The organism is Geodermatophilus maliterrae (assembly GCF_041018925.1).
In the GTDB taxonomy this organism is placed as follows: domain Bacteria; phylum Actinomycetota; class Actinomycetes; order Mycobacteriales; family Geodermatophilaceae; genus Geodermatophilus; species Geodermatophilus maliterrae.
In genome coordinates this window covers 1-22,708 of the sequence record NZ_JBFNXQ010000004.1, presented here as the reverse complement: position 1 = coordinate 22,708, position 22,708 = coordinate 1, and the positions used below count along the sequence as shown (strand labels likewise).

Annotated in this window: 21 protein-coding genes and 4 tRNA genes; 5 read left to right on the top strand and 20 right to left on the bottom strand. The window is 73.3% G+C overall.

The window, feature by feature from the left end:
* Positions 1–420: 420 nt before the first annotated feature.
* The 8 genes from rplL to ABQ292_RS02130 form a co-directional block, all read right to left on the bottom strand.
* A complete protein-coding gene (gene rplL, locus ABQ292_RS02165) occupies positions 421–816 on the bottom strand; it encodes a 50S ribosomal protein L7/L12 (RefSeq protein ID WP_091362974.1) in 396 nt (131 codons plus the stop codon).
* A 19-nt stretch (positions 817–835) separates the two neighbouring features.
* A complete protein-coding gene (rplJ, locus tag ABQ292_RS02160) occupies positions 836–1,462 on the bottom strand; it encodes a 50S ribosomal protein L10 (protein ID WP_438940557.1) in 627 nt (208 codons plus the stop codon).
* 265 nt (positions 1,463–1,727) lie between these two features.
* Positions 1,728–2,624, bottom strand: a complete 897-nt coding sequence (locus tag ABQ292_RS02155) for a GNAT family N-acetyltransferase (protein WP_369202769.1) — start codon at positions 2,622–2,624, stop codon at positions 1,728–1,730.
* Between the two features lie 230 nt (positions 2,625–2,854).
* On the bottom strand, positions 2,855–3,574 hold the full coding sequence (gene rplA, locus ABQ292_RS02150) for a 50S ribosomal protein L1 (RefSeq protein WP_369202767.1): 720 nt from the start codon (positions 3,572–3,574) through the stop codon (positions 2,855–2,857).
* A gap of 130 nt (positions 3,575–3,704) precedes the next feature.
* Complete coding sequence (gene rplK / locus ABQ292_RS02145) at positions 3,705–4,133, bottom strand: 50S ribosomal protein L11 (RefSeq protein WP_204691755.1); 429 nt, start codon at positions 4,131–4,133, stop codon at positions 3,705–3,707.
* A gap of 58 nt (positions 4,134–4,191) precedes the next feature.
* Positions 4,192–5,097, bottom strand: a complete 906-nt coding sequence (nusG, locus tag ABQ292_RS02140) for a transcription termination/antitermination protein NusG (protein ID WP_369202765.1) — start codon at positions 5,095–5,097, stop codon at positions 4,192–4,194.
* Between the two features lie 43 nt (positions 5,098–5,140).
* A complete protein-coding gene (gene secE, locus ABQ292_RS02135) occupies positions 5,141–5,695 on the bottom strand; it encodes a preprotein translocase subunit SecE (protein WP_369202763.1) in 555 nt (184 codons plus the stop codon).
* A gap of 163 nt (positions 5,696–5,858) precedes the next feature.
* A tRNA-Trp gene (locus ABQ292_RS02130) sits at positions 5,859–5,931 on the bottom strand.
* A 352-nt stretch (positions 5,932–6,283) separates the two neighbouring features.
* On the opposite strand from ABQ292_RS02130, the gene ABQ292_RS02125 reads away from it, so the two are divergent.
* A complete protein-coding gene (locus tag ABQ292_RS02125) occupies positions 6,284–6,934 on the top strand; it encodes a dihydrofolate reductase family protein (RefSeq protein WP_369202761.1) in 651 nt (216 codons plus the stop codon).
* A gap of 8 nt (positions 6,935–6,942) precedes the next feature.
* On the top strand, positions 6,943–8,178 hold the full coding sequence (locus tag ABQ292_RS02120) for a pyridoxal phosphate-dependent aminotransferase (RefSeq protein WP_369202759.1): 1,236 nt from the start codon (positions 6,943–6,945) through the stop codon (positions 8,176–8,178).
* A gap of 58 nt (positions 8,179–8,236) precedes the next feature.
* Here ABQ292_RS02120 and ABQ292_RS02115 read toward each other — a convergent pair whose 3' ends face one another.
* The 7 genes from ABQ292_RS02115 to ABQ292_RS02085 all read right to left on the bottom strand — a co-directional run bounded on the left by ABQ292_RS02115 (position 8,237) and on the right by ABQ292_RS02085 (position 13,759).
* Complete coding sequence (locus tag ABQ292_RS02115; RefSeq protein ID WP_369202757.1) at positions 8,237–9,700, bottom strand: M1 family aminopeptidase; 1,464 nt, start codon at positions 9,698–9,700, stop codon at positions 8,237–8,239.
* Positions 9,697–10,125, bottom strand: coding sequence for a MaoC family dehydratase (locus tag ABQ292_RS02110; protein WP_369202755.1), 429 nt, complete (start codon positions 10,123–10,125; stop codon positions 9,697–9,699). Before ABQ292_RS02110 ends, ABQ292_RS02115 begins: the two co-directional genes overlap by 4 nt.
* Positions 10,122–10,568: an FAS1-like dehydratase domain-containing protein gene (locus tag ABQ292_RS02105; RefSeq protein WP_369202753.1), complete on the bottom strand. Its 447-nt coding sequence runs from the start codon at positions 10,566–10,568 to the stop codon at positions 10,122–10,124. Before ABQ292_RS02105 ends, ABQ292_RS02110 begins: the two co-directional genes overlap by 4 nt.
* Positions 10,569–10,600: 32 nt before the next feature.
* Positions 10,601–10,765, bottom strand: coding sequence for a 50S ribosomal protein L33 (gene rpmG, locus ABQ292_RS02100; protein WP_369202751.1), 165 nt, complete (start codon positions 10,763–10,765; stop codon positions 10,601–10,603).
* Between the two features lie 106 nt (positions 10,766–10,871).
* Positions 10,872–10,945, bottom strand: a tRNA-Met gene (locus ABQ292_RS02095).
* Between the two features lie 44 nt (positions 10,946–10,989).
* Positions 10,990–11,062: transfer RNA gene (locus ABQ292_RS02090), tRNA-Thr, on the bottom strand.
* A 150-nt stretch (positions 11,063–11,212) separates the two neighbouring features.
* A complete protein-coding gene (locus ABQ292_RS02085; RefSeq protein ID WP_369202749.1) occupies positions 11,213–13,759 on the bottom strand; it encodes a putative bifunctional diguanylate cyclase/phosphodiesterase in 2,547 nt (848 codons plus the stop codon).
* A 525-nt stretch (positions 13,760–14,284) separates the two neighbouring features.
* Here ABQ292_RS02085 and ABQ292_RS02080 point away from each other — a divergent pair.
* Positions 14,285–14,728, top strand: a complete 444-nt coding sequence (locus tag ABQ292_RS02080) for a pilus assembly protein TadG-related protein (protein WP_369202747.1) — start codon at positions 14,285–14,287, stop codon at positions 14,726–14,728.
* 58 nt (positions 14,729–14,786) lie between these two features.
* Here the strand turns inward: ABQ292_RS02080 and ABQ292_RS02075 are convergent.
* Positions 14,787–14,868: transfer RNA gene (locus ABQ292_RS02075), tRNA-Tyr, on the bottom strand.
* A 90-nt stretch (positions 14,869–14,958) separates the two neighbouring features.
* Between ABQ292_RS02075 and ABQ292_RS02070 the strand changes: the two genes are divergently transcribed.
* Positions 14,959–15,450 (top strand): YajQ family cyclic di-GMP-binding protein, encoded by a 492-nt coding sequence (locus ABQ292_RS02070; RefSeq protein ID WP_369202745.1) that lies wholly within the window; start codon positions 14,959–14,961, stop codon positions 15,448–15,450.
* A 30-nt stretch (positions 15,451–15,480) separates the two neighbouring features.
* Here ABQ292_RS02070 and ABQ292_RS02065 read toward each other — a convergent pair whose 3' ends face one another.
* The 4 genes from ABQ292_RS02065 to ABQ292_RS02050 form a co-directional block, all read right to left on the bottom strand.
* Positions 15,481–16,599, bottom strand: a complete 1,119-nt coding sequence (locus ABQ292_RS02065; protein WP_369202743.1) for a tyrosine-type recombinase/integrase — start codon at positions 16,597–16,599, stop codon at positions 15,481–15,483.
* 786 nt (positions 16,600–17,385) lie between these two features.
* Positions 17,386–19,077 (bottom strand): PP2C family protein-serine/threonine phosphatase, encoded by a 1,692-nt coding sequence (locus ABQ292_RS02060; RefSeq protein ID WP_369202741.1) that lies wholly within the window; start codon positions 19,075–19,077, stop codon positions 17,386–17,388.
* Between the two features lie 13 nt (positions 19,078–19,090).
* Positions 19,091–19,873, bottom strand: a complete 783-nt coding sequence (locus tag ABQ292_RS02055; protein WP_369202739.1) for a GAF and ANTAR domain-containing protein — start codon at positions 19,871–19,873, stop codon at positions 19,091–19,093.
* Positions 19,874–19,972: 99 nt separating this feature from the next.
* A complete protein-coding gene (locus ABQ292_RS02050; RefSeq protein WP_369202737.1) occupies positions 19,973–20,692 on the bottom strand; it encodes an ANTAR domain-containing protein in 720 nt (239 codons plus the stop codon).
* A gap of 336 nt (positions 20,693–21,028) precedes the next feature.
* Between ABQ292_RS02050 and ABQ292_RS02045 the strand changes: the two genes are divergently transcribed.
* Positions 21,029–21,748: a Crp/Fnr family transcriptional regulator gene (locus ABQ292_RS02045; RefSeq protein WP_369202735.1), complete on the top strand. Its 720-nt coding sequence runs from the start codon at positions 21,029–21,031 to the stop codon at positions 21,746–21,748.
* Positions 21,749–22,708: the final 960 nt, after the last annotated feature.

Sequence of the window (22,708 nt, the reverse complement as noted above, 5' to 3'; positions counted from 1 at the left end):
GGCGGGCAGGCAGTCAGGGGGCAGCGCAACAGGGAACCCTACCCCTGATGACGCACGCTGTCCACGTCGGTGGGTGGGGGCGACCAGCGCCACACCCCCGGTAAGGACAGCGACTCTCGTCCGAGCGGTTCCGCGCGGCCATGATGCCAGTCCGAGGGCCCCGGTGTCTCCGCCACGCCCAGAATGACCCCCGGAGGACCCCGGGAAGGACCCCGTCCTCCTCACCGCTCGCGAGCTCGCGGTGAGCCTCTGGACGGGGCCGGCCTCTGGACGGGGGCGACGAGGACGCGACAGGGGCCGCCCTCCCGGAGGGGAGCGGCCCCTGTGGCGTGCTCGGTGGTGCGACCCGGCCCTGGCAGGGGTCGGGTGGGTGTCACCGGACGGTGACGAGCCCGGCCGCGCGGAGGGCCGGGCAGGACGTCACTTGACGGTGACGGTGGCGCCGGCGCCCTCGAGGGCGGCCTTGGCCTTCTCGGCGGCGTCCTTGGCGACCTTCTCCAGGACCGGCTTGGGCGCGCCGTCGACCAGGTCCTTGGCCTCCTTGAGGCCGAGCGAGGTCAGGCCGCGCACCTCCTTGATGACCTGGATCTTCTTGTCGCCGGCAGCCTCGAGGATGACGTCGAACTCGTCCTGCTCCTCGGCGGCGGGGGCACCGCCGTCGCCGGCACCGCCGGCGGCCGGGGCGGCCGCGACGGCGACCGGGGCAGCAGCGGTGACCTCGAAGGTCTCCTCGAACTGCTTCACGAAGTCGGACAGCTCGAGCAGCGTCATCTCCTTGAACGCGTCGAGCAGCTCCGTGGTGGACAGCTTGGCCATGATCTTTCTCCTTCTGGGGTCAGTCGGTGCTGGCCGCGGCGTCCGCGGCGTCAGCGGTGTCGGTGGTGTCGGCAGCAGTCGTGTCGGTGGCGGTCGTGTCGGTGGCGGTGCCGGCCGCGGAGTCGGCGCCCTCGGCGGGCTTCTTCTCCTGCAGCGCGGCGGCCAGACGGGCGACCTGCGACAGCGGGGCCTGGAACAGGCCGGCGGCCTTGGTCAGGTTGCCCTTCATCGCCCCGGCCAGCTTGGCCAGGAGCACCTCGCGCGGCTCGACGTCGGCCAGGGCGGTGACCTCGGCGGGGCCGACGGTGCGACCCTCGACGACGCCGCCCTTGACGACGAGCAGCGGGTTGGCGCGCGCGAAGTCGCGGATGGCCTTGGCCGCCTCGACGACGTCGCCCTCGATGAAGGCGATCGCGGTGGGGCCGTTGAGCAGCGGGGCCAGGTCGGGGTGCCCGACCTCGTCCGCCGCCCGCTTCGTCAGGGTGTTCTTGACGACGGCGTAGCTGCTGCCCGCACCGAGGGAACGGCGCAGCTGGGTCAGCTGCGCCACGGTCAGCCCGCGGTACTCGGTGAGCACGGCCGCGCTGGACTTCTGGAACCGGTCGGTGATCTCGTCGATCACCGCGGCCTTCGCCTGCGTGGGCATGGGCCTCCTCTCGTCTGACGGGCGACCGCTCGTGCGTCGTGCGGGAGCGGGCGATCACGGCCCGGAGACGACGAACGCCCCGGCGCAGGGCGCACGGGGCGAGGGACGCGGGCTCACGGCACCGCGTCGATCGAACCGTCCTCCTGCGCGGGCCGCCCGGGGATCCGGGACCTTCGATCGCACGCGGACGTGCGACGACCAGCGGTCGTGGGGGGAACGCCGATCAGCGTACACGGGGTGAGCGACCGGGTCGGCCGGCCCCGGGTCAGCGCTCCCAGCCGCGCCGGGTGCGCCCGATCCGCCGCCAGCCGAACCGGGCGAACCAGGGCTCGAGCGGCAGGTCGTCCTGGCCCAGGGCGACGAGGAACCGTCGCGTCCCGCCGAGCCGCAGCCACTCGGCCATGGACGCGACCAGCCAGGTGCCGACGCCCGCGCCGCGGACGCCCTCGGCCACGTGCAGCTCGGCCAGGTCGGCCCAGCCGTGCAGGCGGGAGAGGCTGCCGCCGCGCGTGTGGTCGTCCTGCGCCTCCACGTACCCGACGACCTCGCCGTGCCGGGTCGCGACGAAGCGGGCGGCGAAGGTGCCGACCACCCGCTGCAGTTCGAGGTCGGGGACCGCCGGCGGCCGGGGCAGCGGCACGTCGTCCAGGGTGCCGGCGAGCGTCACCTCGGTCCTGGCCGACGCCGGGTCGAAGCCCGCGCCGGCCAGCACCCGGGCCACGTGCGGCCAGGAGTCCGGGACGCCGTAGGTCGCCGGGGTGGGCAGGTCGCCGTCGGCGTACTGCCGGCGGACCCGCCAGCTCCCGAGCACCTCGGTGCAGGCGGCCGCGAGCCGTGCGCCCGCCTCCTCGTGCGCCGGCCAGCAGACCAGCCAGGCGATCTCCCCCGCGCCGCGCCGGTCGGGGCCGACGTCCGCGTCGTCGCGGTAGCGCCGCAGGTGCGCGGCCGCGACGAGGCGGGAGTCGACCTCGGCGACGAGGGTGGCCCGGGCCCGCACCCAGGGGTCGGTGACGTACTGGGCGGGGTCACGCTCGATCTGGGCGAGGAGGACGGCGGTCGACACCGCCCACCCCGGGACGACGGTGCAGACGTGCGCGTTGACCAGTGCGGTCAGCTGGTCGCGGTCCGCGCGGCGGAAGGGACGGACGACGGGGACGGACACGGTGCGACTCCGGGGCCGAGCGCCCGGACGCGGGCGCAGTGGGTCGAGGAGCCGCTACCCGTGCGGCACGGCGGCGACCGTAGCCCTCCCGTCGTCGTCCGCCAGCAGCCCGTCCGGGGACACCGAGGCCCCGCCGCGCGAGCTGCGCGACGGGGCCTCGGGACCCTCCGTGGGTGACCCCTCGCCGGGCCCCACCGCGAGCGTCAGCGAGCGGAGGGGCGAGGGGTCCTTCAGGCGGTGGGCTCGTCCACCGTCAGGTTGCGCGTGCGGTTCGGGTCGACCGGGATACCGGGGCCCATGGTGGTGGAGATGGTGACCTTCTTCAGGTACCGGCCCTTGGCCGCGGCGGGCTTGGCCCGCAGGACCTCGTCGAGGGCCGCGGCGTAGTTCTCGACCAGCTTCGCCTCGTCGAAGGACGTCTTGCCGATCACCAGGTGCAGGTTGGCCTGCTTGTCGACGCGGAAGTTGATCTTCCCGCCCTTGATGTCGTTGACCGCCTTGGTGACGTCGGGGGTCACGGTGCCGGTCTTCGGGTTCGGCATCAGGCCGCGCGGACCGAGGATCCGGGCGATCCGGCCGACCTTGGCCATCTGGTCGGGGGTGGCGATCGCCGCGTCGAAGTCCAGGAACCCGCCCTGGATGCGCTCGATCAGGTCGTCGCTGCCGACGACGTCGGCGCCGGCGGCCTCGGCCTCGGCGGCGCGGTCACCGGTCGCGAAGACGATGACGCGGGCGGTCTTGCCGGTGCCGTGGGGCAGGTTGACGGTGCCGCGGACCATCTGGTCGGCCTTGCGCGGGTCGACGCCCAGCCGCATGGCCACCTCGACGGTGGCGTCGTAGGCGGTCGGCGAGGTCTCCTTCGCCAGGCCGGCGGCCTTCAGCGGGCTGTAGAGCGACTCGCGGTCGACCTTGGCCGCGGCCTCGCGGTACTTCTTGCCGTGCTTCGCCATGGTGGTGTCCTCTCCCCCGGGCGGAGCCGGGGATCGTGTGGTGCACGGGCCTGGCGTGGCCCTCCCACAGGTGCGGATCGGGTCTGGGGACCCGGGTGGTGCAACGCCGTCGGCGTCCGGCGGCTTCCTCTTACTGGACGGTGATGCCCATCGACCGGGCGGTGCCGGCGATGATCTTCTCGGCCTCGTCGAGGGAGTTGGCGTTGAGGTCGACCATCTTGGTCTGGGCGATCTCACGGACCTGGTCGCGCGTGACGGTGGCGACCTTGGTCTTGTGCGGCTCGCCCGAGCCCTTCTCGACACCGGCGGCCTTGAGCAGCATGCGCGCGGCCGGCGGGGTCTTGGTGACGAAGGTGAACGAGCGGTCCTCGAACACCGAGATCTCGACGGGCACGACGTCGCCACGCTGCGACTCGGTCGCGGCGTTGTACGCCTTGCAGAACTCCATGATGTTGACGCCGTGCTGGCCCAGCGCCGGACCCACGGGCGGCGCGGGGGTGGCCGCGCCGGCCTTGATCTGGAGCTTGATGACCGCGGTCAACCGCTTCCTGGGGGGCATGACTTCCTTCTCGTGTGTGGCTGGCGGCTCAGATGGCCGGGGTGGTGCTCGGGCGCACTCAGATCTTGGCGACCTGCGTGAACGAGAGCTCGACCGGCGTCTCCCGGCCGAAGATGGAGACGAGGACCTGCAGCTTCTGCTGCTCGGCGTTGATCTCGTTGATGGTCGCCGGGAGGGTGGCGAAGGGGCCGTCCATGACGGTCACCGACTCGCCGATCTCGAAGTCGACGAGGGTCGTCGGCGCGGAGGCGGCGGCCGGCGAGGCGGCCTCGGCCACCTTCGCGGCCTGCGGCGGGGTGGCGGGGACCAGCAGGTTGACGACCTCGTCGATCGACAGCGGCGAGGGCCGCGAGGTGGCGCCGACGAAGCCGGTGACGCCGGGGGTGTTGCGGACCGCGCCCCAGGACTCGTCGTTGAGGTCCATGCGGACGAGCAGGTAGCCGGGCAGCTTCTTCCGGTTGACCTGGGTGCGCTTGCCGTTCTTGATCTCGGTGACCTCCTCGGTGGGCACCTCGATCTGGAAGATGTAGTCCTCCATGTCCAGCGACTGGATGCGGGACTCGAGGTTGGTCTTCACCTTGTTCTCGTAGCCCGCGTAGGAGTGGATGACGTACCAGTCGCCGAACTGGGTGCGCAGGGTGCGCTTGAGCGTCTCCCGCGGGTCCTCGTCCTCGGCCTCCGCCTCGGCCAGGGCCTCGGTGACGACCGGGTCGTGGTCGGGGGCGGGCTCGGCGAGCGGGTCGCCGACGAGGCTGTCGCGGCCACCGCTCTCCACCACCGGGGTCACGTCGGCGACGCCGGTGGCGACGTCCTGGCCGGTGGTGTCGACGGAGCCCTCGGCCGAGCCGGGCTCGCCGGCGCCGGTGTCGAGGTCGACGCTGCCGCGGACGTCCATCCGCTGGTCGTCGAGGTCGATGGCCTCGACGTCGCTGTCGGTGTCGAAGGGCTCGCGGGGGTCGGTCACGGGGTTCTCTTCCTTGTCGGGGTGCGGGCGGGCGCGGGGCGGGTCAGCCGAAGACGGCGAGCACGCCCTGCGCGAAGAGGATGTCCAGGCCCGCGACCAGCGCGACGATGAAGGCCACGAAGACGATCACGACGGCCGTGTAGGTGATCAGCTCGCGGCGACCCGGCCAGATGACCTTGCGCAGCTCGGCGACCACCTCGCGGAGGAAGCGGCGCAGGCTGCGGCGCTGGCGGACCTCGTCGGCCCGGGCGCGGTGGGCGGCGGCCCGCGAGCGGGTGCCGGCGCCCTCGGCCGCGCGACCGGCGGGACGGCCGGCCGCGGTGCTCCCGCCGCGGGCGGCGCGGCGGGTGCGGGGAGCGGCGGGCGCGTCGTCCTCGTCGTCGTCACCGGCGGTGATCCGCCCTCCGCGGCGACGGGTGGGCGCGGGGACGACCTTGTCCTCGTCGGCCTCGGCCTCGGCGGCGAGCTCGTCCTCGGCGGCCTCGAGCTCGGCGGCGTCCTCGACGCCCGGGGCCTCCCGGTCGAGCTGCTCGTCGGTCAGCTCGGCGTCCGAGGCGGCGCGGGGGTCCTCCCCGCGGCCCGGCTTCTCGTCGCTCACTGCGCCTCGCTCGCGTCGTGGTGGTGGCCGCTGTCGGCGGGCCCTGTGGTCTGGTGCGTCCCGTGCCGTGGTGCTGCCCCGGCAGGTGCCGTCCGCGCCCGCGCGGCGGGTGCGCGGTCGGCGCCGGGTCGTCCTGCCCGCCGGCACGGGCCGGCGGCACGGGCAGGGGTGACAGGACTTGAACCTGCAGCCTGCGGTTTTGGAGACCGCTGCTCTGCCAATTGAGCTACACCCCTAGCGCCCGGGACCGGTGGCCCCGCGCACTGCCGGGGCGGCCCGACCCGCCGGGCCGGTGCCGTCCCGGAGGGATCCGGGGCACGCCGGTGGCGGGGTCGATCGCCCCAGGACCGCCAGTGTACGGGACCGCGACCGGTGCCCGTGACCGCGCTCCGCCGGCCGCCCCCTCCGGGTGCAGCGGGTCCGGTGCGAGGGGTGCGGTGCGAGGGGTGCGGTGCGAGGGGTGCGGTGCGAGGGGTGCGGTGCGAGGGGTGCGGTGCGAGGGGTCCGGGGCGAGGGGCCCGGGGCGATGAGTGCGGCTCCCCCGGCCGTCTGTCCTGGCAGGACCCGACGACGGTCCGAGGAGGACCCGTGACCGGACTGGCGGTCCACGCCCCGTCGATCTCGCTGGACGGCTTCGCGGCCGGGCCTGGCCAGGACGAGGAGCACCCGCTCGGCGTGGGTGGGGAACGGCTGCACGAGTGGGTGTTCGCCGGGGACCGCTCGGCCGCCGACGACCGGTTCCCGGCGCGCGGCACCGAGGGGATCGGCGCGACGATCATGGGCCGCGACGTGTCCGGTCCCGTCCGCGGCCCCTGGTCGGCGGCGCCGGAGTGGCGCGGCCGGTGGGGCGAGGAACCGCCGTACGGCCACGACGTCTTCGTCCTCACCCACCAGGCGCGGCCGCCGCTGCCGATGGCCGGCGGGACGACGTCCCACTTGGTCACCGACGGTCCCGAGGCGGCGCTGGAGCGGGCGGCCGGGGGCGCCGGCGTCGGCCCCCTTGCAGGGGCCCACCGCGGGCTCGCGAGCGGTGGGGGCAAGGGGGTCCTTGCTGAGGTGCACGTCGCCGTCGTGCCGGTGCTGCTGGGCGCGGGCGAGCGGCTCTTCGACGGCACGGCCTTCCCCGCGGCGGGGGGAGACGGTCGAGGTGGCGCCGTCGGCGTCGGTCACCCACGTGCGGCTGCGCCGGACGGGCGGCTGAGCCGGCGGGGAGCCCCGACGGCACCGCCTCCGACATGATGGGGGTCATGACCGCCGCCTCCCCGTCGGAGTCCGCCGCCCCCTCCCCCGCCCAGCGCCGCGTGTCGCGGCGCATCGGCGCCATCACCGAGTCCGCGACGCTCGCGGTCGACGCCAAGGCCAAGGCGCTCAAGGCGGCGGGCAAGCCGGTCATCGGCTTCGGTGCCGGCGAGCCGGACTTCCCGACGCCGGACTACGTCGTCGAGGCCGCCGTCGCCGCCTGCAGCCAGCCGGCGATGCACCGCTACACCCCGGCCGGGGGCCTGCCGGCGCTCAAGGAGGCGATCGTCACCAAGACCGCCCGGGACTCCGGCCTGGCGCTCACCCCGGCCCAGGTGCTGGTGACCAACGGCGGCAAGCAGGCGGTCTACGAGGCCTTCGCCACGATGCTCGACCCCGGCGACGAGGTGCTCGTGCCGGCGCCGTACTGGACCACCTACCCCGAGGCCATCGCCCTGGCCGGTGGTGTGCCGGTGCCCGTGGTGGCCGACGAGGAGAGCGGCTACCTCGTCTCGGTGGCCCAGCTCGAGGCCGCCCGCACCGAGCGCACCAAGGTGCTGCTGTTCGTGTCGCCGTCCAACCCGACCGGCGCGGTCTACCCGCCCGACCAGGTGGAGGCCATCGGCCGGTGGGCGCTCGAGACCGGGCTGTGGGTGCTCACCGACGAGATCTACGAGCACCTCACCTACGGCGGGGCCACTGCGCCGTCGATGCCGGTCGTCGTCCCCGAGCTGACCGACCGCTGCGTCGTCGTCAACGGCGTCGCCAAGACCTACGCGATGACCGGCTGGCGGGTGGGCTGGATGGCCGGTCCGGCCGACGTCGTCAAGGCCGCCACCAACCTGCAGTCGCACGCCACCTCGAACGTCGCCAACGTGTCGCAGGCCGCCGCGGTCGCCGCGCTGACCGGTGACCTGTCGGCGGTGGACGAGATGCGGACGGCGTTCGACCGACGGCGGAAGACCATCGTGTCGATGCTGCGGGAGATCCCCGGCGTCGCCTGCCCCGAGCCGCAGGGGGCCTTCTACGTCTACCCGTCGGTGAAGGCCCTGCTCGGCCGGCCGATCAACGGGCGGACGGCGTCGTCCAGCGTCGAGCTGGCCGAGATCGTCCTCGAGGAGGCCGAGGTCGCCGTCGTCCCGGGTGAGGCCTTCGGCACCCCGGGGTACCTGCGGATGTCCTACGCGCTCGGCGACGACGACCTGGTCGAGGGCGTCAGCCGGATGCAGCGCCTGCTGGGGTGAGGACCCCCTGCCCCGACCGCTCGCAGGCTCGCGGCGGGACCCTGCAGGGGGGCCGCGACTACTCGGGGAGGTCGTCCGCGTCGAGGGCACCGGCGCGCACCAGCACGTCGAGGGCGGCCGGGAGGTCGGCCAGCGCGGCGGCGAGGTCGTCGGGCGTGGCGATCGTCCAGGCGTTGGCCTGCGCGTAGCAGCGCAGCGCCGCGTCGAAGGCCTCCGCGCCGGCGGCCTCGCGGGCGGCCAGCAGGGCGGCGCCGCCCTTGCCGTAGACGACGTCGAGGTAGGTGCCGGTGTCCTCGAACTCGTCCATCGCCGCGCCGACGTCGCCCGGGACGGCCAGCGCCCGGTCCGGCTGCGCCGGCGATCCCCGCTCGCCGACCGAGGACTCGGCGTAGGTGGCCAGGGCCTCGTCCAGCCACGGGTCGCGGAACTGGGAGTCGCCGACCATCCCGTAGAACCACATGTGCGCGACCTCGTGCTCGAGGACCACCCGGCTGACGCCGGCCAGCAGGATCGAGCTCGGGTACTCGATGCCGCCGCCCGCGTCGGGGAGCAGCGGCACGGTGAGGGTGTCGTACGGGAAGGCGCCGAAGCGCTCGGCCAGCGCGGTGACCTCCTCGGCGGCCTGGTCGGCGAGCTCGCCGGGCCCCACCCCGGCGTCCGGCAGCACCCCGGTGGTGATCTCCACCCCGCCGTCCGTGGTGAGGGTGGCGGTGCGGAACCGCCCGGCGGCGACGCTGACGTCGCGGGCGACCGGCTCGCGCGCGGTCCAGGTGCGCCGGCCGTCGTCGGCGGCGGAGGGCTCGTCCTGGTCGCCGGTCATCAGCACGGTCAGCTCCTCGGGTGCCGAGACGCTGACCGTGGTGTCGGCGACCGGGCTGGTCGCGGTCTCGCCGAGGATCTCGACGAACGGGTCGCGCGCCCAGCCGACGCCGGGCTCCCACGCCAGCAGCGGGAAGCCGCTGGCCCACCAGGAGACGCCCTCGACCGCGCCGAGCCGCTCGAAGCCGCCCTCGCCGAGGGAGACGGTGAAGTCCAGCTCGACCTCGGTGGACTCCCCCGGCTCGAGCTCGCCGTCGAGCTGCAGCACGAAGAGGCCGCCGGGCGCCTCCGCGCCGGCGTCCTCGTACCCGGCCCGGTCGACGTCGTCGCCGCGGGTGTCGTCGACGGTGATCCGGTTGCCCAGCCCGGCCGCACCGGGGCCGTTGGGCACCAGCCGGAAGACCAGCTCGTCGGTGACGAGGTCCGGGGTGAAGACGACGGTCTCGGTGCCGGTGACCGTGCGCAGGTCGTCGGAGAGCCGGAACTCCAGGTCGACGACGGGGCGGTCGGGGTCGGGCCCGGCCCGCTCGGCGGGACAGCTCGCCCGCCCGCCGGGAGCGGGGGACGACGGGGCGGCGGTGCCCTGGTCGGCGGTGCCCTGACCGGCGGTGCCGCGCTCCGCGGCGAGGGTCTCGGCGAAGGACGTGCAGCCGGCCAGCAGGAGCAGCGCGGCCGCGGCCGGCAGTGCCCGCCGCGGGGTCATGCCAGTGCGACGGTGGCGCGGGCCAGCGAGAGGACCTTCTCCCCTCCGCTGGTGACCGTGAGGTCGACGCGGACCCGGCCGCCGTCGAGGACCTGCCCGACCTTGCCGCGGACGGTGACCTCGGCGCCGGTGTCGTCGTCGGGGACGACGACCGGCCGGCCGAAGCGGACCTGGTACTCGACGACCGCGCCGGGGTCGCCGGCCCAGTCGGTGACCGCCCGGACGGTCAGGCCCATGGTGAGCATGCCGTGGGCGATGACGCCGGGCAGGCCGACACCGGTGGCCACCCGGTCGCTCCAGTGGATGGGGTTGAGGTCCCCCGACGCGCCGGCGTAGCGGACGAGGTCGGCGCGGGTCACCCGGTGCGTCTGCTCGGGCAGCTCGGCGCCGACGGCGACGTCGGCCGCCTGCAGCCGGGCGCTCACGCCGTCCCCCGGGCCACGAGCATCGACGTCGCGGTGCAGACGGCCTCGCCGTCCTCGGTGGCGACGTCGACCCGCGTGGTGAGCAGGTCGTTGCCGGCCACGCTGCGCACCGCCTCGATCGTCGTGGTGCTCACCAGCCGGTCACCGGCCCGGATCGGGCGGTGGTGCGTGAAGCGCTGCTCGCCGTGCACGACGCGGCTGTAGTCCAGTGCCACGTCGGGGTCGGCCAGCACGACGTCGGCCGCGCCGAGGGTGACCACGATGGCGAAGGTGGGCGGCGCGACGACGTCCGGGTGGCCCAGCGCACGGGCCGCCTCGGGGTCGGTGTGCACCGGGTCGCCCGCGCCGACGGCGGCGGCGAACTCGGCGATCTTCGCGCGGCCGACCTCGTAGACGGCGGAGGGCGGGTAGCTGCGCCCGACCAGTCCTGCGTCCAGCGCCACTCCCGCCCTCCCTCGTCCCTCGGCGACCGGCGTCAGCGGGTCTCGCGGTGGACCGTGTGCCGCTTGTCCGTGGGGCAGTACTTCTTCAGCTCGAGCCGGTCGGGGTCGTTCCGACGGTTCTTGCGGGTGATGTAGTTGCGGTTCTTGCACTCCTGGCAGGCCAGGGTGATCTTCGGACGGACGTCGGTGGCTGCCACGGAGGCACTCCTCGCCTTGTCGGGACCGGCCCGCTGCGGGCCGGGCATCCGTGGCGGCGGGCGCCGACACGGCGACGGACCCCGGGCGACCGGGGTCCGTCTGGAGTAGCGGTGACCGGACTTGAACCGGTGACACAGCGATTATGAGCCGCTTGCTCTACCAGGCTGAGCTACACCGCCGGGTGACCGCGCGGCCCGGTCTCACGACAGGACCGGCTGGTCGGAGCCCCTTTACGGAATCGAACCGTAGACCTTCTCCTTACCATGGAGACGCTCTGCCGACTGAGCTAAAGGGGCGTGCTCGAAGAGCCGTCGAGGACTATACCCGACGCCCTTGGGCCGCCCTGCAGGGGCCCGCCGCGTGCGTGCGAGCGGTGGGGGCAGTCGAAGGACCCCGTCCCTCTCACCCCTCGCTCGCTCGGGGCGAGCCTCCGGACGGGGCCGTGCTCAGGTGCGGACGAACAGCCTGCGGTGCTGGGCGCCCGGAGCGGCGGACCGGACGCCGGTGCGGGCGAGCAGCCAGCTCTCCAGGCGCTCGTCGGGCAGCGGCCGGCTGACCAGGAAGCCCTGGAGTTTGTCGCAGCCCATCTCGGTGAGCAGCTTGCGCGTCAGCTCGTCCTCGACGCCCTCGGCCACGACCCGCAGGCCCAGGTTGTGCGCCAGCTCGATGATCGAGCGGGCGATGAACGACTCCCCCTGGCTGGTCGACATCCCGAGCACGAAGGACTTGTCGATCTTCACCTCGTCGATCGGCAGCTGCCTGAGCTGGGACAGCGACGAGTAGCCGGTGCCGAAGTCGTCCATGGACAGCCGCAGGCCCAGGGCGTGCAGCTCGGCCAGGACGTTGCTCGACCGCACCGAGTCGTCGACGACGCTGCCCTCGGTCAGCTCGAGGATGAGCAGCTCGCCGGGGACGCCGTGGCGGCGCAGCGCGCGCTGCATTCGATCGACGAGGTCGGGCTCGGTGAGGCACCGGGCGGAGAGGTTGACCGCGACCGACAGGGCGATGTCCTGGTCCAGCCAGCGGCGGCAGCGCGCCAGCGCCAGGTCGAGGACGCGGTCGGTCAGCAGGCCGATCCGGCCGATCTGCTCGGCGAGGTGGATGAAGTCGTCCGGCGGGATCGCGCCGAAGCGCGGGTGCGCCCAGCGGACCAGCGTCTCCACCGACACGATGTCGGAGGTCCGGGCGTCGATGATCGGCTGGAAGACCACGCTGATCTGCCCGTCGGCCATGGCCAGCTCGAGCTCGGTGCCCAGCTGCAGGCGGCGCAGGCTCTGCTGGTCGAGCACCTGGTGGTAGCTGGCCACGCGGCCGCCGCCGCTGTCGGAGGCGGCCAGCAGCGCGACGTCGGCCCGCTGCATGAGCGTGCCCGAGTCGGTGCCGTGCACGGGCGCCGCGGCGACGCCGATGGTCAGCGTGACCTCCAGGTCCAACCCCGCCACGCGGGCGCGGGTGGAGGTGGCCTCGCGCAGCCGGCGGGCGGCCCGCTCGGCCGCCGCCAGGGACAGCCCGGGCAGCAGGACGGCGAACTGCTCGCCCTCCATGCGGGCGACCAGGGCGTCGGGCGGCGCGTGCTCGCGCAGCAGGCCCGCGGTGACCAGCAGGAGCTCGTCGGCGGCGGCGTGGCCGAGGGTGTCGACGATCTCGGTGTGGTTGTCCAGCGCGGCCAGCACCAGGCCGGCCCGGGCGCCGACCGGGTCGGCGGTGAGCAGCTGGTCGATCTCGGCGGCCAGGCGCTGCCGGTTGGGCAGGCCGGTGAGCCGGTCGTGGTCGGCGTCGTAGCGGATCTGGGTCAGCAGCTGCTGCTGGCGGATGGCCGCGTTGACGTGCGTGAGCATGGAGTCCAGCGCGGAGCGGTCACCCTCGGAGAACGAGACGACGTCGCTGCGCCGGTCGCACACCTCGAGGTACCCGGGCTCACCCGCGGCCGTGGCGACCGGCGCACCGAGGACCTCCTCGGCGCCACGGCGGGCGAGGGCGGCCGCCTCGGCGGCGTCCGCGCGCCCGGCGGTGATCAGCAACGGACCGCCGGCACCGGGCTGCAGCGCGCGGCGGCGCAGGACGTCGTCGGGGTCACCGGGCCCCTCGTAGTACGCCGTCCCCCCGTCCCCGACGACGACCAGGCGCGGCGCCTCGTCGAGGTAGGGCGGCAGCCAGAGCGCGACCTTGTCGGCGTTGAGCAGCTCCTTGACCGCGAGCGCGATCTCGTGGGGCCCGTCCCGGTCGGGCTGGACGGCCTCGATCCGCCGGGCGAAGTCGTAGATGCGCTCGAGGCTCTGTCCCTGCCGCGACACACGGGCGAAGCGGCGGAACAGGAGGATCACGGCTGCGGCGGCCGGTGCGATCAGCACCGCCGCCCAACCGGTCTGCGCGTTCAGCAGGATCGCGACCAGACCCACCGAGACGGCGAAGGGGGCGACGACGCCGATCGGGAGCAGCAACTCCTTCCACAGCCCGCGACCGGGGTTCCCACCGCTCAACCTGATCGCGGCGACGACGAGAGGAGCACCGATCAGATCGGCGACCAGGACCGCGACGAGCAGGATCAGCCAACTGACCGGATCGCTCAACGCCCCGAACGACAGCAGGTCGAGCACCGCAGAGGCAGTCGCCACCTCGATGACGGCGACCGACAGGTTGTAGACGGCCTTCGCCCAGGCGTAGTGCTGCCAGGCCATGCTCATGCCGAGCCCGATGACGCGGGCCGCCGCGGCCCAGATCCCGCCCACCTCGATGAGAGCGATCGTCAGAGCCAGCTCGCTCACCGACCACGCCCACGTCTGCCGCCGGAACTCGACGTGGAGGGAGACCATGTCGGTGACGAAGAAGGCGGCCGTCACGACGAGGAAGGGCACCAACCGGAACTCGGTGGGCACTCCTGGGAAGACCAGGACGGCCGCGGCGGTCGCCAGTACGACGCCGGCAGCGGCGATCAGCCCGAGCGGTACCGGCGCACCCGCCCGACGGGTCGAGGTGCGCGCGCGACTGGTCAAGGCCACTCGATCTGTGAGGAGGGGAGATGCGGCGCCGAGGCTAACAGCGCCCGCCCACCCACAGAACGGATCCGACCCGATCGAGGCAGCCGGTCCGCGACCGGCCGCCCCGGGGTCAGAGGTCAGACGCGACGGGGGAACCGCCCCCGCGGCCGCGTCAGGCCCACTTGGCTCCTCGAGCCCACTTGGCTCCCCGGGCCCACTTGGCTCCCCTGGTCCACATTGCGCTGCGCTCACTCATGACGCCTCCTCAGGCACGAAGTACTGCTCGACAGTGCGGCAGTCACCCAGGGCGCGGGGGCAGAGCGTCGTTCGGATACGGACCGCGCCCGGGAATTTGCTGCCCTTCCCCCGGGAGTGGCAAGCACGGACGATCACGAGGGAGTGACGCCCCGTGAAGTCGTCACTCACCGTGTCATTTGATCACCTGAAGGTCACCGAGTCGGGTGACCCGTGGGGCACGCGGGATGGACGACCTGGGGACGGCGGGTCCGGCCCGCGCCCACCGGCCCTACGCTCCGCGCCGTGTCAGCAGGACGGGGTGCGGCCGACGACGGCCGGGAGCGGGGCTCTGCCCTGCCGTTCGTGCTCGTCTGCTGGCTGGTCGCGGCCTTCATGGCGCTGGGCGCCATCGCGGCGTCCGACGCCTTCCTCGAGCACCAGGACGTGCAGGCGGTCTGCGACGGCGCCGCCCTCGCCGGGGCCAACAGCACCGACGAGGGACGCGTCTACGCGACCGGGGTCGGCGACGCGCTGCCGCTGACCGGCGAGACCGCGCGGACCGCGATCGCCGACCACCTGGCCGACGGCGGCACGGCGCTGGGCGCCTGGTCGGCAGAGACCGACGGCGCGGAGGTCACCGTGCGCTGCTCGCGCTCGGTCGAGATCGCGTTCGGCTGGCTGTTCCTCGCCGGCCGGCCGCTGGAGGTCACCGCCGTCGCCAGCGCGCGGGCACCGACGCTGTCCTGACGGCCTCCGGACGCGACAGCGGCCCCCGACCTGCCGGTCGGGGGCCGCTGCACGGGGGTGGCGGGTGAAGGATTCGAACCTTCGTAGGCTAAGCCGACGGATTTACAGTCCGCTCCCATTGGCCACTCGGGCAACCCGCCGTGGTCCCACGGGGGAGAGCGTACAAGACGGGCCGACGACGGCCCGACGGGTCCCACCGCGGGGTTCCCCGCGCGAGGAGAGGAGCAGAGATGGCCGACGCGTCCTTCGACGTCGTGAGCAAGGTCGACCGCCAGGAGGTCGACAACGCGCTCAACCAGGCGGGCAAGGAGCTGTCCCAGCGCTTCGACTTCCGCGGCACGAACGCCGCCATCGCGTGGGCCGGCGAGGAGGGCGTCACGCTCACCGCCGACACCGAGGAGCGGGTGGTCGCCGCGCTCGACGTCTTCAAGGAGAAGCTCGTCAAGCGGGGGATCTCGCTGAAGTCGCTGGACGCGGACGAGCCGCAGTCCTCGGGCCGCACCTACAAGATCTCCGCGCGCATCAAGCAGGGCATCGAGTCCGACACCGCCAAGAAGATCGCGAAGATCATCCGCGACGAGGGCCCCAAGGGCGTGCAGGCGCAGATCCAGGGCGACCAGCTGCGGGTCAGCGGCAAGAAGCGCGACGACCTGCAGACGGTCCAGCAGCTGCTGCGCGGCAAGGACCTCGACGTCGCCCTGCAGTTCGACAACTATCGCTGAACTGGCTTGTCCACGCAGGTCAGCGCGTCGTCACAGCGTCTCGGTCCGCAGGGAGTCCGCACGTGCGCCCAGCGCCGCGGCCATCAAGTCGCCGGCTGCGGCGCGCGTGCGGTCCTCGGCCGTGGGCCACAGGTGGGAGTAGACGCCGAGCGTGATCGTCGCCGAGGAGTGCCCGAGCGCCCGCTGCACGGTCACCACATCGCAGCCCGACGCGATGAGTCCGCTGGCGTAGAAGTGCCTCAGGTCGTGCAGCGTGTACCCGTCGAGTCCGGCGGCTTTGCGGACCTGCCGCCACTGGTGGCCCGCGGAGTTCCGGTTCAGCGGTAGCCCGCCGTTGGAGAACAGCCAGTGACTCTGTGGGAGAACTGGGCGCCGCACGTGCTCGGCGAGGACGGCGATCAGCTCGGCGGGGGCGTGGACGACCCGCTCGGACCCGAACTCAGGCGCCACGAGCTCGGTCGTCGAGCTGGTCTCACCCTGCAGCTGGTGGCGGACGGAGATCGTTCGACGCAGGAAGTCGACGTCCTCCAGGCGCAGTCCGGCCGCCTCCCCCAGCCGCAGCCCGGCGACGGCGCACACGGCGATGAACGGCCGGAACCAGGTCGGGGCGACATCGAGCGCTCGCCCGACCTCCTCGACGGCGGGGATCGTCATGGCCGCTGCGGCCTTGCGTGCCCTCGGGAGCGGCACGCCGGCAGACGGATCGGCCTTGATGATTCGGTCGACGACAGCGGCCCGCATGGCCATGTGGACGTAGTTGTACCGAGTACGGATTGTGCTGGGAGCGAGCCCGGATCGCCGGCCGCCGGCGGGCTGGGACATGGCCTTGACCCACTGCTGGACGTGCGAGGGACGGATCTGACGCATGGGCACGTCAGCGAACGTCACTGAGTCGGCCGCCTGCCGAGCCGCGAGCATCGTGCCGCGCTCCCACACCTGCCGGCCCGACCACTCCGTGAACCAGGCCCTGAAGGTGATCCTCCCCGCGGCGGGATCGACGTAGTCGCCGGTGACCATCGCCGCAGTGACCTCATCGAGCCACCGCTGCGCATCGACCTTGCGCTTGAAGTGGCGGGCGTGTTCCTTGCCGTGCTCGTCCCGGTACCGCGGTCGGTACGTGCCGTCCGGCCGCCTCGCGAGCGACGCCACCGCTCATCGCCTCCCTCTTCCTGAACCGCTGACCGAGTCGACGGACGGGCCGCTCCGGACCCGCAGGCCGCCACCGCAGCGGGGCCCCGACGTGGCCGCGCGGTGGAACGGTGAACCGGCGACCGCGGCCGAGGCGAGCGCCCTGCGGGTCCGGTTGTGCGGCGCGCTGCTCGATGGTGGTCGTCCCGCCGGCGCCGATGCCGACGACGTCGAGCGGCTGATGTTGATCTTCGAGGAGCTCACGTCGAACGGGCTGCGGCACGGCGGCACGGCCCGGTGTGGGTGCCCGAGCAGGCCGCCGGTGCGGGTGAGCGTCGCGACCTGGGGGATCGGCTGGTTGTTCGAGGTCACCGACGCGGCGGTCGACCGCCCACCGACGCCGGCTGTCGGCCGCGATGCGGCCGACGGTGGTCTGGGCCTGTACCCCGTCGCCAAGCTCGGCGCGGAGTACGGCTGGGTCCTCGAGCGGGACCGTAAGCATGTCCGGGCGTCGATCGATGTCCGGTCTTCCGCGCCACCAGCGGATGCGCCAGCGGCACTGCCGCGGCCTCGAGGCGACACCGGATGCCGCGGTTCGCGGTGGCAGCCGGCCCCGGTGATTGGTGGGCGGGGCTCATCCGGCACAGCAGCGCCGGGGCCCTGCCGCGACGTTCAGGGACACGCAGTGGGCACCGAACTTCTGCTCCGCCCCTTGGAGTTGCCGAGTCCGGCGGCGGTGGTCGTGCCCTTCCGTGCGCCGGGCGGCTGGAAGTCGTTGGAGGTCCCCGCCCGCGCCCAGCCGGTACGTCAAGGCTCCAGTTGCTGCTCGTCGCCGGTACGCCACTCGACGACGACGATGCTCGCGTCGTCCTGCAGATGGTCGGCCTGGTGGTCGAGCACGTGCCGGATCAGCCGGCGCAGGGTTTCCGGGGCTGAGTCGCCGGCGGCGTCGGCGCGGATGATGAAGTCGGCCAGCCGGCGTTCGCCGAAGAACTCCCCGGCCGGGGAGCGGGCCTCGACGATGCCGTCGGTGTAGAGCAACACGCGGTCCCCGGCGTGCAGCTGGGCCGAACAGACCTGCACCGGGCCCTCCTGCAGCCCCAGGGGCGGGTGAGGTCGGCAGCCTGGCGTGGGGATGAGCGCGCCGCCGCGGACGATCAGCGGCGCGGGGTGCCCGGCGTTGACCCAGCGCAGCAGACCGGTGTCCACGTCGAGGCGGGCGAGGACGGCGGTGGCGAAGGCGCTGTCCGGAAACTGTCCGGCGACCGCGGTGTTGACCGCCGCGGTGATGGCCGGCAGGTCGCCGACCTCGCGACGGGCATGCCGGTAGGCGCCGATCGCCACGCTGGCCAACACCGCGGCGGGCAGCCCGTGACCGACCGCGTCGAGGACCATCAGGTCGGCGGTGGAGCCGTTGACGGCGTAGTCGAAGGTGTCCCCGCCGATCTCATACGCCGGCTCGAGCAGGCCGGCGATCACGACGTGGTCGGAGGCGAAGGTCAGCGGCGGCAGCAGCTGCCACTGGATCTCCGCGGACAGGCTCAGCGGGCGGCGGCGGCGGGTACGAGCGAAGACGTCGCTGTACAGGTCGTTGGCCACGACGAGCTCGGCCAGCAGGGAGACGAACGCCCGTGCGGCATCGTCCAGGCCGGCGGCGTCCTCGGTGGCGACGATCTCGACGACCCCCAGCCGCTCCACGCCGTCCAGCAGTGGTAGCCACATCCGCCGCAGACCGTCAGCGGCGGCGGTGTCGATGACCTCGACTCGGCGGAAGGCCCTGCCCGCCGCCGACCCGTCCACGTTCAGCAGGTCTCGCGCCGGGGCGCCGTGGCCGGGCAGCGGGTGCAACGTCGACTGCCCGTAGTCGACGAGGTAGATGACCAGCTCCTGTGCGCCGAATCGGCGGGCGTGCTCGGCGGCGACCGAGGCCAGCTGATCGGGCGCCATGAGATGCGAGGCGCGCAGCAGCGAGCCCAGCGCGTCACCGGCTGAGCGCGGCGTCGAGGCGGCGCCGAAGGCGGGCAAGGAGGCCAGCCACGACCTGTCGGGCGGTCGCTGTTGGTCCCCTCCGCCCAGGGCACGAGCCTGCCGGCGAGGACCGGCTGCGACGGGCCGAACCGGGACACTCCCGTCGGCACGGTCGTCACCGCTGCCGGCGGCGGTGACGACCGAGGCCTGGTGGCGTGCTGGCGACTGGTCGTCGAGGAGCCGTGCCATGAGTCCGCGGAGACGGTCGTCATCCCAGCCGTCCACCGCCGCTGGTGTGGACAGCGGGATGAGGTGGCTCTGGTAGAGGTCCCTGAGTGCCTCGTTGAGGGCCTGGGCGAGGACGTCCTGCTCGATGGTGTCCAGGGGCACCAGGCCCTGCAGGTAGCCGTCGAGGTCGAAGGCGTCACCGGTGCCGCCGAGCGCGAGGTAGCGCAGCCACAGGTCCTGGACGGTCAGCTGGGCGCGCAGCCGCGCGGCGTCCATCCGTCGGTAGCGCTCATCGGTGGTCATGGTGGCGGGCTGCTCAGGGGGCGGCGGAGCCGCTGTTGCGCGTGGTCACCGCGGCGAGCAGGGCGCGGGCCACGTCCTCGACGGAGCGGTCGGTCCGGCGGGCGGTGGCGGCGAGGGTGGCGAAGGCGTCCTGCCGGCTGGCCGCGCCCCGGGCCAGGAGCACGCCGGTGGCCTGGGCGATGGCGTCCCGGCTGGCGAGCGCGTCGGTGAGCTGCCGGCTGAGCCGGCGGGCCTCGGCCAGGCTTTGAGTGTTGGCCAGCAGGATCGCGGCCTGCGCAGCGAGCAGGCGCATGACGTGCTCGTCGTGGGGGCCGTAGTTCATCGGGCGCTCGCAGTACACCTTCATGGCACCGATGGACTCGTCGCCCACCAGGAGGGGTGCGCTGAGCACCGAGCGCACGCCCAGCCGGCTGGCCGCCTCGTTCCACCGGGGCCAGCGGGCGTCGGTGGTGGTGTCGTCGATGCGCACCGGCTCCCGGGTGCGCCAGGCGGTCAGGCACGGGCCTTCGTCGAACTCGTACTGCAGGGTGTCGGCCTGCTCGGCGGCGGAGTTGGAGGCGGCGCGGGAGCGTTTGCCGTGCTCGTCGACGACGGTGACCGCGGCGCCTAGCGTGCCGGCCGTGGCGGTCACGGCCAGCGAGGTGACCAACTCGAGCGCGGTCTCCACCGTTTCCCGGGACAGCAGGAGTCCGCTCATCTGGCTCAGTGCCCAGGCCAGGCCCACCGGCGGCGCGGAACTCCGCTCATCGGATCGGGCCGGCGTCGGGTCCTCGGCGGGCGTGGTGGGGTCGGTCATCGGTGTTCCCGTCCGGCGGTGCCTGAGCTTGTCGTGGACGTCTTGTGATGGGCGGTGGTGGCGATGCTCGCCAGGGGCCGGTGCTCAGGCGCACCCGACTCAGGGGGTCAGCTCGCCGGTGAGCACCAGCTGCTCGGCCAGGTCACGCACCTTGCGGTTGGTGTTCATCGAGACGGCGGTCAGCAGCCGAAAGGCCTGGTCGGGGGTCACCTTGAACCGCTCGATGAGGATGCCCTTGGCCTGCTCGATCGCCGCCCGGGACTCCATCGCCGCCCGCAGGTTCGCCGCCTGATCGCGGGCGTCCTGCAGGGCTTCCAGGTTCGCGAGCGCCACCGCAGCGTAGGCGGCGAGCTGCGCCACGGCGTAGCGGTGCTCGTCGGTGAAGGCACCGGCCACCGGCGCGTACACGTTCAACCCCGCCGCCAGCTGCGCGGCGGGCACCGGCACCGCCAGCGAACTCAACGCACCGAACTCGAGGAAGATTGGTATGTACTCCGGCCACCGGCTCTCGGTGCGCCCGTCGGTGACCTCGATCAACTGCCCGCCGAGGGCTGCCTCAACACAAGGCCCGTAGCCCTGCCCGTACTGCGTCTCATCGAGGTGTCGAGCCATGTCCCCGGTGAAGGCCGCAGTGGTGGCCCGCTCGTCGCGCACCACCGTGATCGAGACCTCCGCGCGCGCCGGCACCACCTGCCGCGCCAGATCAACGACACGCTGCAGCACCGACTGCGTGTTCTCCACGGCGAGCAGCAGACGAGCGAGCTCGTCCAGCGCATCACGAGTGCCCGACGCACTTAGGCCGTCCGCGGAACCGGTCACGAGCCTCGTCCCCCTCCCGGCCGGACGTCGGTCCACCACCGTCATGACCTGGCGGGGCCATCACCCGTGGCTGAGGTGAACAGGGCCGATCCCCTGCACTACGAGGCCCACTGGCCGGTCGCCGGGCGTGCCCAGTGGATGGTCTGCACGGTACCCGACATTGCCGGGAGTCGGGACGGGAGCCGCGTCCCTCCGGCGGGGCTTGTCCCGCCTGTCACCATGGGGTTGCTCCGCAGCCAGGAGCAGCCTCCGCCCGAGCGCACGCACCGTGGACGAGGGATCACCATCCCCGCCGCAGGTCGCGGCACCGGTAGCGCAGCATGGAGGAATCCCCTCGTGGCGATCGACCCGAGTACCGCACGCGGCAACACCGTGCTGGCCGGCCTCGACGAGCCGGCCCTCGCCCCGCTGCTGCCCGACCTGCACGAGACGCTGCTGTCCCTGGGACAGGTGCTGCACGAGCCGGGCAAGCCGATCCAGGTCGTGTACTTCCCCCTCGTCGGGGTCGTCTCCGTCCTCGCCGACCTCGGCGCCGATCAGGTCGTGGAGATCGCCACCATCGGCCGGGAGGGCATGGTCGGCATCTCGGTGTACCTCGGTGCCGTCGCCCCCACTGAACGTGCCCTGGTCCAGGTGCCCGGCCGGGCGCTGGCCATGAGCGTCGAGGACCTCCGGGAGCACCTCGCCGACGCCGACGGCCCGTTGACCGCCCAGCTCGCCCGCTCGGCGCAGGCGATGTTCACCCAGGTGGCCCGCAACGCCGCCTGCAACCGCGTGCACACCGTGCGCCAGCGCGCCGCGCGGTGGCTGCTGATGACCGCCGACCGCATGGACAGCCCCAGCTTCGACCTCACCCAACACTTCCTCGCCCAGATGCTCGCCGTGCGCCGCACCTCGGTCAGCGAGGTCGCGCAGTCCCTGGCCGAGGATGACTGCATCGTCTACATCCGCGGCACCATCACCATCACCGACCGCCCGCGCCTGCAGTCCCACGCCTGCAACTGCTACGAGGCAATCCGTCAGGCCACCGACGCCGCCATGGGGGCAGCGCGGTAGACGCAAGCCTCTCGACAACGTCTTCTCACGAGCCAGCGCGCTTCCTCCTCCCGGAGCGGCGTCGAAGTCGTCGACCTGCAGTGTCGGGAGACGCGCCGACGGACGGGCCGGTCACGGGCATGAGCTCCTCCACACTCCAGGCCGCTTCCCACAACCGGCCCTCCTCCGGCTGTAGCGGGCCGGGGGAAGGGTGGGCCGCAGGCCGATCCCGGAGGGACGCGAAGCGCCCTTCCGGCGACCCGCTGCAGCCAGCATCCTCAGCCGGCTGCGGAGCGGTCTCGTCGCCGCCCAAGACGGCTCGGATGGAGCCGCGAATCACGCCGTCTCAGTCCGCACCCAGTCCGCAGAGTCCGCAGAAAGTCCGCAAATCGGCCAAGCTCGACCGTCGTCGACCACCAGCACCCAACCGCGAACTCGCAGCTCAGAAGCGAGTCTCAGTGATCACCATAGACAGCCCAAGGCCGCGGATCGGTTCGACAACTACCGCTGACCAGGCACGTGCCGGTGGGGACCACCCGCGCGGGAGGTGAGGTGCCGCGCTGTCCCCGCCTCCGACGCCTGTACCGGCACCCGCACCTGTCCACCGCGCGGGTCCTCCATCCCGCCGCGCGACCACGAACGCCACCCGACATGCCACCTCCGGAGATGCCGGGGGCCCCGCAGAGCAGGGCCCGACCCACCGCCATCTGTGGCGCGCGTGCCGCCTACGAGTGGAGGCCGGGAGGTTGTGGAGCTGGGAGTCGAAGTGCGGTTCGTGGGCCAGCTCGCACGGCCCGCGAGCCGTTCCCCTCGACACCCGGTCCACGCGGCCGGTGTCCCCGAGGGAGGTCCGCCTCCACAGCCACCACCACGCCCGCGACATCAAGGCCTCCCGAGGGCCTGATCACGGGCGCTGTGGCTCGCAGCGGTACCGAGGATCCAACTGCTTGACGTCCTGTCTCGGACCGCCACGTCGAGCTG

Excerpts from the sequence above, each read along its gene's own strand:
- rplL (WP_091362974.1), bottom strand. The coding sequence starts at position 816 with ATGGCCAAGCTGTCCACCACGGAGCTGCTCGACGCGTTCAAGGAGATG.
- rplJ (WP_438940557.1), bottom strand. The coding sequence starts at position 1,462 with ATGCCCACGCAGGCGAAGGCCGCGGTGATCGACGAGATCACCGACCGG.
- rplA (WP_369202767.1), bottom strand. The coding sequence starts at position 3,574 with ATGGCGAAGCACGGCAAGAAGTACCGCGAGGCCGCGGCCAAGGTCGAC.
- rplK (WP_204691755.1), bottom strand. The coding sequence starts at position 4,133 with ATGCCCCCCAGGAAGCGGTTGACCGCGGTCATCAAGCTCCAGATCAAG.
- ABQ292_RS02120 (WP_369202759.1), top strand. The coding sequence starts at position 6,943 with ATGACCGCCGCCTCCCCGTCGGAGTCCGCCGCCCCCTCCCCCGCCCAG.
- ABQ292_RS02115 (WP_369202757.1), bottom strand. The coding sequence starts at position 9,700 with ATGACCCCGCGGCGGGCACTGCCGGCCGCGGCCGCGCTGCTCCTGCTG.
- ABQ292_RS02070 (WP_369202745.1), top strand. The coding sequence starts at position 14,959 with ATGGCCGACGCGTCCTTCGACGTCGTGAGCAAGGTCGACCGCCAGGAG.
- ABQ292_RS02060 (WP_369202741.1), bottom strand. The coding sequence starts at position 19,077 with ATGACCACCGATGAGCGCTACCGACGGATGGACGCCGCGCGGCTGCGC.
- ABQ292_RS02055 (WP_369202739.1), bottom strand. The coding sequence starts at position 19,873 with ATGACCGACCCCACCACGCCCGCCGAGGACCCGACGCCGGCCCGATCC.